The organism is Streptomyces sp. NPDC029169, from assembly GCF_055563935.1.
This window is the reverse complement of sequence record NZ_JBVHXA010000021.1, coordinates 95616-109133: the sequence shown is the minus strand read 5'-3', so window position 1 is coordinate 109133 and position 13518 is coordinate 95616. Positions and strand designations below refer to the sequence as shown.

Below are 13518 nucleotides of genomic sequence, written 5' to 3'. Positions count from 1 at the left end.
GTCAAGCTCCCTTCGCGGCCTGGAACAACTCTGCCCTGGGGTCCTCGCCCGCCGTCGCCTGACGGTAGGTCTCGAGGGCCTCGCGGGCCTTGTCGTCGAGCTCCTTGGGCACCGCGACCTCCACCGTCACCAGCAGATCGCCGCGCGTGCCGTCCTTGCGGACCGCGCCCTTGCCGCGGGCGCGCATCGTCCGGCCGTTGGGCGTGCCGGCCGGAAGCTTCAGGGTCACCGCCGGGCCGCCGAGCGTCGGCACCTTGATCTCGCCGCCGAGCGCCGCCTCGTCGAACGTGACGGGCACGGTGACGGTCAGGTTGTCGTCCTTGCGGCCGAAGACCGGGTGGGCGTCGACATGGACGACGACGTACAGGTCACCGCTCGGCCCGCCGCGCTCGCCGGGCGTGCCCTTGCCGCGCAGCCGGATCCGCTGCCCGTCGGAGACGCCGGCGGGGATGCGGACCTGCATGGTGCGGGAGGACTTGGCCCGCCCGCTGCCCCTGCAGACCTCGCAGGGGGTCTCGGCGATCAGGCCGCGGCCCTTGCAGTCCACGCACGGGTCGGTGAGCGAGAAGGAGCCGCTGCCACCGCGCGAGACCTGGCCGGTGCCGACACAGGTCGGGCACACCCGGGGTGTGCCGTTCTTGTCTCCGGTGCCCGAACAGGCCTTGCAGGGCGCCTGGGAGGACATCCGCAGGGGCACGGTGGCGCCGTCCACGGCCTCGGTGAAGCTGAGCGTCACCTCGGACTCGATGTCCTGGCCGCGGCGCGGCTGCGTGCGCGTGCCCGCGCCGCCGCCCGCGCCCCGGCCGAACAGTCCGCCGAAGACGTCGCCGAGGCCGCCGCCGAAGCCGCCCGCCCCGCCCGCTCCGCCGGGACCCTGGGCGCCGCCGAACAGGTCGCCGAGGTCAAAGTTGAACGAGCCGCCGCCCGGGCCGCCGGCCCGGAAGCCGCCGTTGCCGAAGAGCGCGCGGGCGTCGTCGTACTCCTTGCGCTTCTTGGGGTCGCCGAGGATGTCGTTCGCCTCGGAGATCTCCTTGAAGCGCGCCTCGGCGCTCGCGTCGCCCTTGTTGGCGTCCGGGTGGTTCTCGCGGGCGAGCTTCCGGTACGCCTTCTTGATCTCGGCGTCGGTGGCGTCCTTGGGGACGCCGAGAACCTTGTAGTAGTCCTTCTCGACGAAGTCCTTCGTGCTCATCGACGTCCCTCCTCTCGGACGATCCTCGCGCTAGCCCTCCTCGGGGCCACCGCTCTCCTCGTCTGCCGGCTTCTCTTCCTTCGCGGCCGGCGTCGCCCCGGGCTGGGGCTCGGCCACCGCCACGCGCGCGGGCCGGATGGTCCGCTCGCCGATCCGGTACCCCGGCTGCAGGATCGCCACGCAGGTCGTCTCGGTGACGTCCGGCGCGTACGAGTGCATCAGGGCCTCGTGGATCGTCGGGTCGAAGGGCTCGCCCTCCTTGCCGAACTGCTGCAGCCCCATCTTGGCGGCCACCGTCTCCAGCGACTCGGCGACCGACTTGAAGCCGCCCACCAGCTCGCCGTGGTCCCGGGCCCGGCCGATGTCGTCGAGCACGGGCAGCAGCTCCGTCAGGAGGCCCGCGACCGCGATCTCCTTGACGGTGACCCGGTCACGCTCCACCCGTCGGCGGTAGTTCTGGTACTCGGCCTGGAGCCGCTGGAGGTCCGCGGTGCGCTCGCCGAGCGCGCTGCGGAGCTGGTCCAGCTGCGCCGTCAGACCGGCCGTCTGTGCGGCGTCCCCGGCCGGGGCCGCCGAGCCCTCCTCCGCGGAGGGGGTCTCGGCGGCTTCGGCGGCGTCGTCGGCGCCGGAGGGGACGTCAGGCTTCTCCTCGAAGCCCGGGGTCTCCTCCGTCATCAGGCAGCGCCACCCTTCGCGTCTCCGGGCTTCTCGTCGTCGACGATCTCGGCGTCGACCACGTCGTCTTCCTTGGACATGTTCGGAGCCTCGGCACCCTCGCCGCTGGCGGCCTGCGCGGCCTGGGCGTCGGCGTACATGGCCTGGCCGAGCTTCTGGGAGACGGCCGCGACCTTCTCGGTGGCGGTACGGATCTCCGCGGTGTCCTCGCCCTTGAGCTTCTCCTTCAGCTCGGCGACGGCGGTCTCGACCTCGGTCTTGACCTCACCGGGGACCTTGTCCTCGTTGTCCTTGAGGAACTTCTCCGTCTGGTAGACCAGCTGCTCGCCCTGGTTGCGGGTCTCGGCGGCCTCGCGACGGCGGTGGTCCTCGTCCGCGTACTGCTCGGCCTCCTGGCGCATCCGGTCGACTTCGTCCTTCGGCAGCGAGGAGCCGCCGGTGACGGTCATCTTCTGCTCCTTGCCCGTGCCCAGGTCCTTCGCGGTCACGTGCATGATGCCGTTGGCGTCGATGTCGAAGGCGACCTCGATCTGCGGGACGCCACGCGGGGCCGGCGGCAGACCGGTCAGCTCGAACATGCCGAGCTTCTTGTTGTACGCCGCGATCTCGCGCTCACCCTGGTAGACCTGGATCTGCACCGACGGCTGGTTGTCCTCGGCCGTCGTGAAGATCTCGGACCGCTTGGTCGGGATCGTGGTGTTGCGCTCGATGAGCTTGGTCATGATGCCGCCCTTGGTCTCGATACCGAGGGACAGCGGGGTCACGTCGAGGAGCAGGACGTCCTTGACCTCACCCTTGAGGACGCCTGCCTGGAGGGCGGCGCCGATGGCGACGACCTCGTCCGGGTTCACACCCTTGTTGGCCTCCTGGCCACCGGTCAGCTCCTTGACGAGCTCGGCGACGGCCGGCATACGGGTGGAGCCACCGACGAGAACGACGTGGTCGATCTCGGACAGGTTGATGCCCGCGTCCTTGATGACGTTGTGGAACGGCGTCTTGCAGCGCTCCAGAAGGTCGGCCGTGAGCTGCTGGAACTGAGCCCGGGTGAGCTTCTCCTCCAGGTGCAGCGGACCCTCGGCGGAGGCGGTGATGTACGGCAGGTTGATCGACGTCTCGGTGGAGGACGACAGCTCGATCTTCGCCTTCTCCGCGGCCTCGCGGAGACGCTGGAGAGCCATCTTGTCCTTGGCCAGGTCGACGCCGTGGCCGTTGGCGAACTGCTTCACCAGGTAGTCGACGACGCGCTGGTCCCAGTCGTCACCACCGAGGTGGTTGTCACCGTTGGTGGCCTTCACCTCGACGACGCCGTCGCCGATCTCCAGGAGGGACACGTCGAAGGTGCCGCCACCGAGGTCGAAGACGAGGATCGTCTGGTCGTCCTTGTCCAGGCCGTAGGCCAGGGCGGCCGCGGTCGGCTCGTTGACGATACGCAGGACGTTGAGGCCCGCGATCTCACCGGCCTCCTTGGTGGCCTGACGCTCGGAGTCGTTGAAGTACGCGGGGACGGTGATGACCGCGTCGACGACCTTCTCGCCCAGGTACGCCTCGGCGTCGCGCTTCAGCTTCTGCAGGATGAAGGCGCTCATCTGCTGCGGGTTGAAGTTCTTGCCGTCGATCTCGATGTGCCAGTCAGTGCCCATGTGACGCTTGACCGACCGGATGGTCCTGTCGACGTTGGTGACCGCCTGGCGCTTGGCGACCTCGCCGACGAGCACCTCACCGTTCTTCGCGAATGCGACGACGGACGGCGTGGTCCTGGCGCCCTCGGCGTTGGTGATGACGGTGGGCTCGCCGCCTTCCAGAACGCTGACGACGGAGTTAGTCGTGCCCAGGTCGATGCCGACCGCACGTGCCATTTCAATTCCTCCAGCTGACTGACTTGAGTGGAACTCACTCAAGGATGCACGACGGCGATCGACGCGTCAACAGAGCTGAGTGGAGGCGACTCAACTCTTCGCTACGAGCTCCACTCACATAGGCGGCCGGTGGCAGCCCGGGGCGCGTCATTCCCGGGCTCTGACCCCTCCGCCATGAGAGAGTCCGGATGCCCTGTCGGGCAAAGCGGGCGTAGCAGGCATACACCCTGAATATCCCATGAATGTCCCTCGGAGTGGATGTCCCTCGGAAAGGGTGTGAGGAAGCTTTCATGACAGCCAAGCGCGCACTCGACCTCTTCGGCGGACTCCTCCTGCTGGCCGTCCTGTCCCCACTGCTCGCGGCCGTCGCCCTCTCCGTCGCGCTCGCCACGGCCGGGCCGGGCGGCGTGCTGCGCCGCCGGACGGTCGCCGGCCAGGGCGGGCGGTCCTTCACGATGCTGACGTTCCGCACGAGGAGCCCGCTGGCCGCGCTGCCGCTGCTGCTCCATGTCGTACGGGGGCAGATGTCGCTGGTCGGCCCGTGTCCGCTCACCCCCGGACACCGGGAGTGCGTGGGCGAGTCGCGCCGCCGGCTGTCGGTACGGCCGGGCATGACCGGGCTGTGGCAGATCAGCGGGCGGACGGAGCTGCCCTGGGAGGAGCGCGAGCTGCTCGATCTCCACTATGTGGACCATCACTGGCTGGGAATGGACCTGGCCATCCTGGCGCGTACGCTTCCAGCAGTCCGTAGACGCCGCGCGGCAAGGCTTGCCTGAGCGACACAGATCACCGCAGGGGTCGCTTACAGGGTGGCGACCCGACGGGTAATCTCAGCACGGACTGAATAAGTTACCGCTTAGTAGTGCCACACTCGAAGTGGCGGCACTCCGCCTCGCAGGCCCGCCCGAGGAGCCCCTCATGCAACTCGCCGCGATCATCGTGTCGATCGCCATCACGGTGGTGGCCGTCGCGCTGTTCGGCCGCGCCATCGCGCAGATCTACCGCTTCGTGATGCTCGGTCAGCCGGTACCCGCCGGCACGCGCACCGGTGACCCCACGCAGCGCACCCTCACGCTGGCCAAGGAGTTCCTCGGCCACACCAGGATGAACCGCTGGGGCGTCGTCGGCGTGGCGCACTGGTTCGTGGCGATCGGCTTCTTCGCGCTGCTGCTCACGATCGTCAACGCCTTCGGCCAGCTCTTCCAGGCCGACTGGCTGATCCCGATCATCGGCGACTGGCTGCCGTACGAGGTCTTCACCGAGTTCCTCGGCCTGATGACCGTTCTCGGCATCCTCACCCTGATCGTCATCCGGCAGCTCAGCCGGCCGGGCAGGGCGGGCCGCAAGTCGCGCTTCGCGGGTTCCAAGACGGGCCAGGCGTACTTCGTCGAGGCCGTCATCCTGATCGTCGGCGTCTGCATCATGACGCTGCGCGCCCTCGAAGGCGTCCAGCACCACGTGACCAGCTGGGAGCCCGGCTTCTTCGCCTCGTACCCGCTGATCGCGCTGCTCGACGGCCTCGACCTGAGCACGATCCAGCACCTCACCTACTTCTTCGCGGCGCTCAAGATCGTCACGTCCTTCACCTGGATGATCACGGTCTCGCTCAACACCAACATGGGCGTCGCCTGGCACCGCTTCCTCGGCTTCCCGAACATCTGGTTCAAGCGGAACGCCGACGGCTCCACCGCCCTCGGCGCGCTCCAGCCGATGACGACGGCCGGCAAGGAGATCGACTGGGAGGACCCGGCCGAGGACGCCGTCTTCGGTGTCTCCCAGGTCGAGCAGTTCTCCTGGAAGGGCATCCTCGACTTCTCCACCTGCACCGAGTGCGGCCGCTGCCAGTCGCAGTGCCCCGCCTGGAACACGGGCAAGCCGCTCTCCCCCAAGCTCCTGATCATGTCGCTGCGCGACCACGCGCACGCCAAGGCGCCCTACCTGCTGGCAGGCGGCGGCAAGGACATGGAAGGCAACGAGAAGGCGTCGGCGGAGGCTCTCGCCTCGGTGCCCGCCTCCGCCCTGGCGGAGGCCGAACGCCCGCTGATCGGCACCGTCGAGGAGAACGGCGTCATCGACCCGGACGTCCTGTGGTCCTGCACCACCTGCGGTGCGTGCGTGGAGCAGTGCCCGGTCGACATCGAGCACATCGACCACATCGTCGACATGCGCCGCTACCAGGTGATGATCGAGTCCGCCTTCCCGTCCGAGGCCGGCACGATGCTCAAGAACCTGGAGAAGAAGGGCAACCCCTGGGGCCTGGCCAAGAAGCAGCGCGTCGAGTGGACCAAGGAGGTCGACTTCGAGGTCCCGATCGTCGGCAAGGACGTCGAGGACCTCACCGAGGTCGACTACCTGTACTGGGTCGGCTGCGCGGGCGCCCTGGAGGACCGGGCCAAGAAGACCACGAAGGCCTTCGCCGAGCTGCTGCACATGGCGGGCGTCAAGTTCGCGATCATGGGCGGCGAGGAGAAGTGCACCGGTGACTCGCCGCGCCGTCTGGGCAACGAGCCGCTGTTCCAGCAGCTGGGTGCCGAGAACGTCGCGATGCTGAACATGGCGTTCGGCGAGGACGACGACGATCCTGAGACGAAGAAGCCCAAGTCCGCGAAGAAGATCGTCGCGACCTGCCCGCACTGCTTCAACACGATCGCGAACGAGTACCCGCAGCTGGGCGGCGAGTTCGAGGTCATCCACCACACGCAGCTGCTCCAGCACCTCATCGACGAGGGCAAGCTGATCCCGGTGACGCCGGTCGACGGTCTGATCACGTACCACGACCCGTGCTACCTGGGCCGCCACAACAAGGTCTACACGCCCCCGCGCGAGATCATGTCGGCCGTCCCCGGCCTGCGCCAGCAGGAGATGCACCGCCACAAGGAGCGCGGCTTCTGCTGCGGCGCCGGCGGCGCGCGCATGTGGATGGAGGAGCGGATCGGCAAGCGCATCAACAACGAGCGCGTGGACGAGGCTCTCTCGCTGAACCCGGACATCGTGTCGACGGCCTGCCCGTTCTGCCTGGTCATGCTGACCGACTCGGTCAACGGCAAGAAGAACGAGGGCAAGGCGAAGGAGTCCGTCCAGGTGGTGGACGTGGCGCAGCTGCTGCTCGACTCGGTGAAGACGAAGCCGGAGGACGTCGAGGCGGAGCCGGAGCCGGTGTCGGCCGAGTGACTCGGTAGCCCGTACGTACGAAAGGGGCCGCCCCCGCGGAAGGTTCGCGGGGGCGGCCCTTCGTACGTAGGTGGACGTGGCTGGGGCATGTCACAGCTCCGTGGCAGCTAAGGGCAAATGAGCGCCGTACAGCCGGGAACGGGTACGTTCGTGGACGTGGCTGGATTCAGGAACGGACGCGGCCGGGACAACCGCCCCCCGCAACAACAACCGCAGCAGGCGCCGTACGGGTACAACGCGGCCCCGCCGCCCCACCCGCAGCAGCAGTGGCCCCAACAGGGCCCTCAGGCCGGCGGCGGCGGGTACGGCGAGCCGGAGTACTTCGGGGACCCGTACGGGGCGCAGCAGCAACACCATCAGCAGCAGCACTACGCGGCGAACACGCCGGGGCACACGCAGATGTTCAGCGTGAACGAGGACCCCTACGGCGACGCGGCCACGTACAACGCGGGCGCCGCGTCGCCCGCCCCGACGGGCCCGCGCCTGCCCTGGAAGGCCCTGCTGAGCGGCATCGTGCTGCGCCCGGCGCCGACGTTCCTGCAGATGCGGGACCACGCGGTGTGGGGCCCGGCGCTGATCGTCACGTTCCTCTACGGACTGCTCGCGATCTTCGGCTTCGACAAGGCGCGCGACGAGGCGATCAACGCGACGCTGTCGACGGCGATCCCGTACGTCCTGATGACGGGCGCGGGCTTCGTCGTCGGCGGTCTGATCCTGGGCGCGGTCACGCACACGCTGGCGCGCCAGCTCGGCGGTGACGGCAGCTGGCAGCCGACGGTGGGCCTGTCGATGCTGATCATGTCGATCACGGACGCGCCGCGGCTGCTCTTCGCGCTCTTCCTGGGCGGCGAGAACGGCCTGGTGCAGGTCGTCGGCTGGGTCACCTGGCTGGCGGCGGGCGCGCTCTTCACACTGATGGTGAGCCGCTCGCACGACCTGCCGTGGCCGAAGGCGCTGGGCGCCTCGGCGATCCAGCTGGTGGCGCTGCTGTCGCTGATCAAGCTGGGCACGCTGTAGTCACGTACGTACGCAGAAGGAAAGGCCCCCACCGGAAGGCGGGGGCCTTTCTCATTCAGTCTTCGAAATCGTCAGGCGTCGAGAACCTGACCTTCGCGCCGGACGACGGGCGGCTCGACGGACCAGGGGAAGTTGATCCACTCGTCGGTCTTCTTCCACACGTACTCGCACTTCACGAGGGAGTGCGACTTCTCGTAGATGACGGCGGAGCGGACCTCGGCGACGTGGTCGACGCAGAAGTCGTGGACGAGCTTGAGGGTCTTGCCGGTGTCGGCGACGTCGTCGGCGATCAGGACCTTCTTGTCGCTGAAATCGATCGCGTTGGGAACGGGCGCGAGCATGACGGGCATCTCAAGCGTCGTCCCCACACCGGTGTAGAACTCCACGTTCACGAGGTGGATGTTCTTGCAGTCGAGGGCGTAGGCCAGACCGCCGGCGACGAAGACGCCGCCGCGGGCGATGGAGAGGACGATGTCGGGCTCGTAGCCGTCGTCGGCGATGGTCTGCGCGAGCTCGCGGATCGCGCGCCCGAAGCCCTCGTAGGTGAGGTTCTCCCGTACGTCACTCATTGCTGTCACACCTGGGTCCGATGGAAGTTCATGTACGAACGGGAGGCCGTCGGCCCCCGCTGCCCCTGGTAGCGCGAGCCGTAGCGCTCGCTGCCGTACGGGAACTCGGCGGGCGAGCTCAGCCGGAACATGCACAGCTGCCCGATCTTCATGCCCGGCCACAGCTTGATCGGCAGGGTGGCGAGGTTCGACAGCTCCAGGGTCACGTGCCCGGAGAAGCCGGGGTCGATGAACCCGGCGGTGGAGTGCGTGACGAGCCCGAGCCGCCCGAGGGAGCTCTTCCCCTCCAGCCGGGACGCGATGTCGTCCGGCAGCGAGATGACCTCGTAGGTCGAGGCGAGCACGAACTCGCCGGGGTGCAGGATGAACGCCTCGTCGCCCTCCGGCTCGACCTCGCGGGTCAGGTCGAGCTGCTCGACGGCGGGGTCGATGTGGGGGTAGCGGTGGTTCTCGAACACCCGGAAGAAGCGGTCAAGCCTCACGTCGATGCTCGAGGGCTGCACCATGGATTCGTCGTACGGGTCGATGCGCACCCGCCCGGCATCGATCTCGGCCCGGATGTCCTTGTCTGAGAGAAGCACGCCCCCACGATACGCAGAGGGCGCGGACCTGCCCCAATCGGGAAGGCTCCGCGCCCCTCCACCCCTCAGCGCTGCTCAAGCTCCACAGGCACCGCGTGCCGCAACCGCGCACACCGCGGACACCGGACGAGCCGCCCTGGTCCGATCCGCCCGGCCCCGAGCTGCTGCAACGGGAACGAGGTGGTACTGAACACATGCCCTTCGGCACATCGGACGACGGTGCGCTCCATCGAACCCATCAAGTCCCTTCCCCGACAAGTGGTGGACGAGAGAGCCACATTAGGGGATCAAGGGGACACGTCTCCAGGCGGCACTCCGTCACGGGGAGGTACGCCTCGACTTCAGGGATGGGGTACAGTGTCCGAGTCTGCGGTACCGATCAACGGACCGCCAGGCGGATGTAGTTTAATGGTAGAACATGAGCTTCCCAAGCTTATAGCGCGGGTTCGATTCCCGTCATCCGCTCCATAACAAAGCCCCAGGTCAGAGACCTGGGGCTGTTTGTTATGCCAGACCTCTCAGCCGTCGGCGTGCGCCGACGAAGGTCGAGTGGGTGCGGGGCGAGGAGACGCTCGCGACCTGGGAGCAGGCGTCAGCGGGTCGCCGCGAGATCCGGGGTCGGATCGTCCGTGGCGTACAACTTGACCGCGGAGTCCAGGACCTCCTCCAGCTCGATGCTGCCGCTGCCGTCCGTGTCGAGGGCCGCCGCCTTGGCCCGGGCCATCTCCGGCGTTGCCCGCATCGCTTGGAGCATGCGCGCCCATTCGTCGACGGTCACGGTGCCGTCGCCATCGGCGTCCGCAGCCTCGATGACGGCCTTGGCCCAGGGCTCCACCATGCGGGTGAACGCCGCGCGGTTGTTGCGGAGATGAGCGCTGGCCGCCTGGACGAACTCGTCCTTGGTGATCTTCCCGTCGCCGTCCCTGTCCGCGAGTTCGGCGAAGGCAGTCCAGAGGTGCCGCGCGCCGGCTGTCACCGCGCTGCCCTTGGCCGAGTTCCGCGACAGGCCGAACTCGGCCAGGATGTCCCCGGCGAGTTCGTGGAAGTCGGCCTCGGTCACCACACCGTCACCGTCGCGATCGAACCGGCTGAAACGGGCTGCGATCTTCTCCTGGTAGGCGGCCTCACTCATCGAGGGTCTCCTTCGTTCGTTGAAATGCGGTCCGCGCCCCAGCATCTGCCACACGCAGTGGAATTCCGGGAGGCGTCGCGGGAAGGTCCGTCGGATGCCGGAGCGCGCGCGGCGCGGGCGAGGCGCGCGGGTCACAGAGGCAGCAGATCGGCATTCGGCGGAAGCCCGCACGCCCGCCGGTCGGTCACGACCGCGAGCTCGTAGTCGTGCCGTCGGCCCGGCTGCCACTGTCCGCCCGCGAGCGGGACGGTGGCGACGTTGGGAACGGGGCCGGTCGTCCAGTCGAGGGGTCCCGCGATCGTGTCCAGGCGGGTTCTGCCCACGGCGGCGGCCACGGCGCCCCGGTCGGCCGGGTCCTCCGCCGTCGCCAGGGCATGGAGCGCGACCTCGAACAGCGCGTGGGCGAGTCCGAGCGGCTGCAACCACTGCCTGCCGGTGCTCTGTTCGTACACCTCGGCCAGCTCCGCCGCGCTCATCCCGTCGATCGAGGACCGGTAGGGGACGGCAGGCGTCCAGTAGACCAGGGTCGCGATGTTCGCGTGGGCCGGGCGCGCGCCGTCGTCCGCCACCACAGGCGGGTAGGCCAGCCACCGGGAGCAGGTGATCAACCGGGGGCGCCAGGCGGCCTCCGCGAGCTGTCGGCGGAACAATGCCAGGTCGCGCGCGGTCGCCGCGCTCGTGACGATGTCGGCACCCTCGGCGCGGAAGACCGCGATGTCGCGGCCGAAGTCGCCGGCCGGCTCCGCGTATCCGCCCGGGTCGACCAGACGGTGGCCCCGGGCGCGAGCCCTCGGCGCGAATCCCCTCGTACCGTGTCGCGACCACATGCCCTGCGGTCCCTCGTTCCACAGGCAGCCGACCGCCCCCTCCGAACCACCGACGCACTCCCACAGGTCGGCGAAGGTTTCCGCGATGTCGTCCAGCCCCCAGCAGAAGTGGTACGTCCAGCGGAAGGGGCTGTCGTCGTCCGCCCCTCGCCCGTAGTAGTACACCTGCCAGGGGAAGGTGCTCGACACGCAGGCGACGCCTTCTCTCTCACAGGCATCCGCCACGGCCGGCAGGACCTCCGTCCCCGCGAGGGTCACGATGACGGAGGCGTTTTCGTCCCGCGCCAGCTCCCGTACCGCCTGCCGAGCGCCCTCCGCGCTCGACCGGCTGTCCCGGCTCACCAGCCGCACCCAGCGCCCGGCCGGACCACGTGCCACGAGCGACATCGCGAAGGCCAGCGGGTCTCCCAGACTTGCCAGCCGTCCGGTCCGGGCGACCACGACCCCGACTGTCGGGGCCGCCGCAGCCCCACCGCTGTAGCTGCTCAAGGCGACCTCTTCTCGATCTACGCCATTGCCCAGAGAACGTCCGGCAAGGACGAGGGGTCACGGCGCCGCGTCACGCGCCGCAGGCGCCGACCGGCCGGCTCCCCCAGACATCGAGGACCTCCCGATCACCAAAACGAAGCTTCGCGAAGCCGTCATGCTCGGCGCGCCGAACGAAGGTGGCGAGCTGGCCTTCATTACCCAGGCGCGTGCCCCATCCGTGCGCTTCAGTGCGGTGAACAGCGGTCAAGCTTGTGGCGCGGGTTCGATTCCCGTCATCCGCTCCATAGCAAAAGCCCCAGGTCAGCGACCTGGGGCTTGTTTGTTGTCCAGATCTCTCAGTCCTTCACGGCGATGGCGGCGATAACGAGAGCACGGTCGCTTCCTGGCGGACGGCACGGCCGTCAAGCTCGGGTCGGCCTCACCGACGGACACCTGCCGGATCAGCCACTTCTCCGTCTGCCCGGGACGCGGCGTCTGAGCCGGGCCCGAACCCCCTGACGATCAGCCACCCGGCCAGCCCCAGCTCCCAGGCGAACACCGGGAGCGCGGCGGCCGACCCCGCCACGGAGAGCTGCGTGTAGGCCCCGAACATCACGGCGACGGCCGAGGCGCAGATCAGCGGTCCGCCGACCAGCCCGAGCACGGCGATGAAGCGCGGTACGAGCCGTGCACGGTACGCCAGGTACGCGAGCAGGACGGTGTTCAGGCCGAGGGCGATATTGGGCCCGAGCAGGAATGTCCAGTCGTGCAGGGCCACCAGCGCGGCATCGGCGCCGTCCGCCGCCCCCGCGTCCCGCCGCAGGGTGACGAGCGCCAGGACCGCGACGATCCCGAGGGCGATGACGGCCGCCTCCAGCAGCCGCCCGAAGGCGTACCCGAGCGCGAGCCCCTCGCCGTGGCGCCGCAGGACGGGGAACAGCGCCGCCCCGGTACCGGCCACCGCCACCACCAGCACCACCTCGCAGAGCACCCCGAGCAGTGCCCGCGTGTCGACGCCCTGCGCGAGCCGGCCGTCCGCCGCGCCCAGCAGGGGGCGGTACAGAACCGCCCCGGCTATCGCGGCGGCCTCGGTCAGCAGGAACAGCGACCCGGCGGCTACTGCGGTTCTCCGGTCCGGACTCATTTTTGTACCCCTCGCTCGGTGGAGGTGTACGCCGTACACCTGACGGCGACCAAAGGTGTACGGCGTACACTCGTCAAGGAGGGGGCGCCGTCGAGGAGGGAAGGGGCCGAACCGGAATGACCCGGCAGGAAGCCACGCGCACGCAACGGATCCCCCTGAACAGGGACCGCGTCCTGCGCGCCGCCGTCGCGCTCGCCGACGTCACCGGCATCGACGCGCTCAGCATGCGCAGGCTCGCACAGGAGCTGGACGTCGTACCGATGGCCCTCTACAAGCACGTGGCCAACAAGGAGGAGCTGCTCGACGGCATGGCCGACGCCGTCGTCGGCGAGATCGACCCGCCGGCCGGGGGCCCCGACTGGCGGCACGTGGTCCGCGGGCGGATCCTCTCGGCCCGGCGGGTCCTGCTGCGCCACCCCTGGGCGGTCCGGGTCATCGAGTCGCGGACCAGCCCCACCCCAGCCGTGCTTGCGTACCTGGACTCGATGGCCGGGAGCTTCCGGGACGGCGGCCTCTCCGCCGACCTCACGCACCACGTCATGCACGCGATGGGCAGCCGCCTCCTCGGCTTCAGCCAGGAACTGTTCGACACCTCGGGCCCCTCCGGACCACCGGACCCCGGGCTGGCGGCGCGCTACCCGAACATCGCGGAACTGGCCGCGACGGCCGCACACGACAGGGGCTCCACGGTCGGTGGCGGCTGCGACGACCAGTTCGAGTTCGAATTCGCCCTGGACCTCCTCCTGGACGGCTTCGAAAACCTCCGCCGCCAGGGCTGGACGTCCGCGCGGAAGGCGTAGCAGTTAGTTACGGGGGGGCTGAGCCGCACGGGGCCCGTGCCACTGGGTGCCAGTAGGACGGTGATCAGCGGTCACCAGAGGGCCTGGCC

12 protein-coding genes and 1 tRNA gene are annotated in these 13518 nt (G+C 69.2%); 5 read left to right on the top strand and 8 right to left on the bottom strand.

Annotation, left to right across the window (positions count from 1 at the left end; translation table 11 throughout):
- Nucleotide 1 precedes the first annotated feature (1 nt).
- The 3 genes from dnaJ to dnaK are packed head-to-tail and all read right to left on the bottom strand — an operon-like array spanning nucleotide 2 to nucleotide 3720.
- A complete protein-coding gene (gene dnaJ / locus ACZ4VI_RS31070) occupies nucleotides 2-1189 on the bottom strand; it encodes a molecular chaperone DnaJ (RefSeq protein WP_468004633.1) in 1188 nt (395 codons plus the stop codon).
- Nucleotides 1190-1219: 30 nt separating this feature from the next.
- The gene (gene grpE / locus ACZ4VI_RS31065) at nucleotides 1220-1864 is read right to left on the bottom strand and encodes a nucleotide exchange factor GrpE (RefSeq protein ID WP_468004631.1); all 645 of its coding nucleotides are present in this window, start codon (nucleotides 1862-1864) and stop codon (nucleotides 1220-1222) included.
- Complete coding sequence (gene dnaK / locus ACZ4VI_RS31060; RefSeq protein WP_468004629.1) at nucleotides 1864-3720, bottom strand: molecular chaperone DnaK; 1857 nt, start codon at nucleotides 3718-3720, stop codon at nucleotides 1864-1866. Before dnaK ends, grpE begins: the two co-directional genes overlap by 1 nt.
- A 290-nt stretch (nucleotides 3721-4010) precedes the next feature.
- Between dnaK and ACZ4VI_RS31055 the strand changes: the two genes are divergently transcribed.
- The 3 genes from ACZ4VI_RS31055 to ACZ4VI_RS31045 all read left to right on the top strand — a co-directional run bounded on the left by ACZ4VI_RS31055 (nucleotide 4011) and on the right by ACZ4VI_RS31045 (nucleotide 7908).
- A complete protein-coding gene (locus ACZ4VI_RS31055) occupies nucleotides 4011-4496 on the top strand; it encodes a sugar transferase (RefSeq protein WP_468004627.1) in 486 nt (161 codons plus the stop codon).
- A gap of 142 nt (nucleotides 4497-4638) precedes the next feature.
- Nucleotides 4639-6891 carry a (Fe-S)-binding protein gene (locus ACZ4VI_RS31050; protein ID WP_468004625.1) on the top strand — a complete coding sequence of 751 codons (2253 nt, stop codon included), beginning with the start codon at nucleotides 4639-4641 and terminating at the stop codon, nucleotides 6889-6891.
- A gap of 156 nt (nucleotides 6892-7047) precedes the next feature.
- Entirely contained in the window at nucleotides 7048-7908 is an 861-nt protein-coding gene (locus ACZ4VI_RS31045) for a Yip1 family protein (protein ID WP_468004623.1), read from the top strand.
- Nucleotides 7909-7979: 71 nt separating this feature from the next.
- On the opposite strand, the gene ACZ4VI_RS31040 is transcribed toward ACZ4VI_RS31045, so the two are convergent.
- Both ACZ4VI_RS31040 and dcd read right to left on the bottom strand, forming a co-directional pair.
- Nucleotides 7980-8477, bottom strand: a complete 498-nt coding sequence (locus ACZ4VI_RS31040; protein WP_352187362.1) for a phosphoribosyltransferase — start codon at nucleotides 8475-8477, stop codon at nucleotides 7980-7982.
- Nucleotides 8478-8482: 5 nt separating this feature from the next.
- Nucleotides 8483-9058 (bottom strand): dCTP deaminase, encoded by a 576-nt coding sequence (gene dcd, locus ACZ4VI_RS31035; protein WP_365229171.1) that lies wholly within the window; start codon nucleotides 9056-9058, stop codon nucleotides 8483-8485.
- Nucleotides 9059-9452: 394 nt separating this feature from the next.
- On the opposite strand from dcd, the gene ACZ4VI_RS31030 reads away from it, so the two are divergent.
- Nucleotides 9453-9526 (top strand) — tRNA-Gly (locus tag ACZ4VI_RS31030).
- A 124-nt stretch (nucleotides 9527-9650) separates the two neighbouring features.
- Here ACZ4VI_RS31030 and ACZ4VI_RS31025 read toward each other — a convergent pair.
- From ACZ4VI_RS31025 to ACZ4VI_RS31015, 3 genes are all read right to left on the bottom strand, one after another.
- Nucleotides 9651-10190, bottom strand: coding sequence for an EF-hand domain-containing protein (locus ACZ4VI_RS31025; RefSeq protein WP_468004620.1), 540 nt, complete (start codon nucleotides 10188-10190; stop codon nucleotides 9651-9653).
- Nucleotides 10191-10321: 131 nt separating this feature from the next.
- A complete protein-coding gene (locus ACZ4VI_RS31020) occupies nucleotides 10322-11506 on the bottom strand; it encodes an ABC transporter substrate-binding protein (RefSeq protein WP_468004618.1) in 1185 nt (394 codons plus the stop codon).
- A 418-nt stretch (nucleotides 11507-11924) separates the two neighbouring features.
- Entirely contained in the window at nucleotides 11925-12629 is a 705-nt protein-coding gene (locus ACZ4VI_RS31015; protein ID WP_468004616.1) for a DUF4386 domain-containing protein, read from the bottom strand.
- A gap of 116 nt (nucleotides 12630-12745) precedes the next feature.
- Here ACZ4VI_RS31015 and ACZ4VI_RS31010 point away from each other — a divergent pair, with 116 nt between their 5' ends.
- Nucleotides 12746-13429, top strand: coding sequence for a TetR/AcrR family transcriptional regulator (locus ACZ4VI_RS31010; protein WP_468004614.1), 684 nt, complete (start codon nucleotides 12746-12748; stop codon nucleotides 13427-13429).
- Nucleotides 13430-13518: the final 89 nt, after the last annotated feature.

Excerpts from the sequence above, each read along its gene's own strand:
- ACZ4VI_RS31025 (WP_468004620.1), bottom strand. The coding sequence starts at position 10,190 with ATGAGTGAGGCCGCCTACCAGGAGAAGATCGCAGCCCGTTTCAGCCGG.
- ACZ4VI_RS31050 (WP_468004625.1), top strand. The coding sequence starts at position 4,639 with ATGCAACTCGCCGCGATCATCGTGTCGATCGCCATCACGGTGGTGGCC.
- ACZ4VI_RS31055 (WP_468004627.1), top strand. The coding sequence starts at position 4,011 with ATGACAGCCAAGCGCGCACTCGACCTCTTCGGCGGACTCCTCCTGCTG.
- ACZ4VI_RS31015 (WP_468004616.1), bottom strand. The coding sequence starts at position 12,629 with ATGAGTCCGGACCGGAGAACCGCAGTAGCCGCCGGGTCGCTGTTCCTG.
- ACZ4VI_RS31040 (WP_352187362.1), bottom strand. The coding sequence starts at position 8,477 with ATGAGTGACGTACGGGAGAACCTCACCTACGAGGGCTTCGGGCGCGCG.
- grpE (WP_468004631.1), bottom strand. The coding sequence starts at position 1,864 with ATGACGGAGGAGACCCCGGGCTTCGAGGAGAAGCCTGACGTCCCCTCC.
- ACZ4VI_RS31010 (WP_468004614.1), top strand. The coding sequence starts at position 12,746 with ATGACCCGGCAGGAAGCCACGCGCACGCAACGGATCCCCCTGAACAGG.
- dnaJ (WP_468004633.1), bottom strand. The coding sequence starts at position 1,189 with ATGAGCACGAAGGACTTCGTCGAGAAGGACTACTACAAGGTTCTCGGC.
- dnaK (WP_468004629.1), bottom strand. The coding sequence starts at position 3,720 with ATGGCACGTGCGGTCGGCATCGACCTGGGCACGACTAACTCCGTCGTC.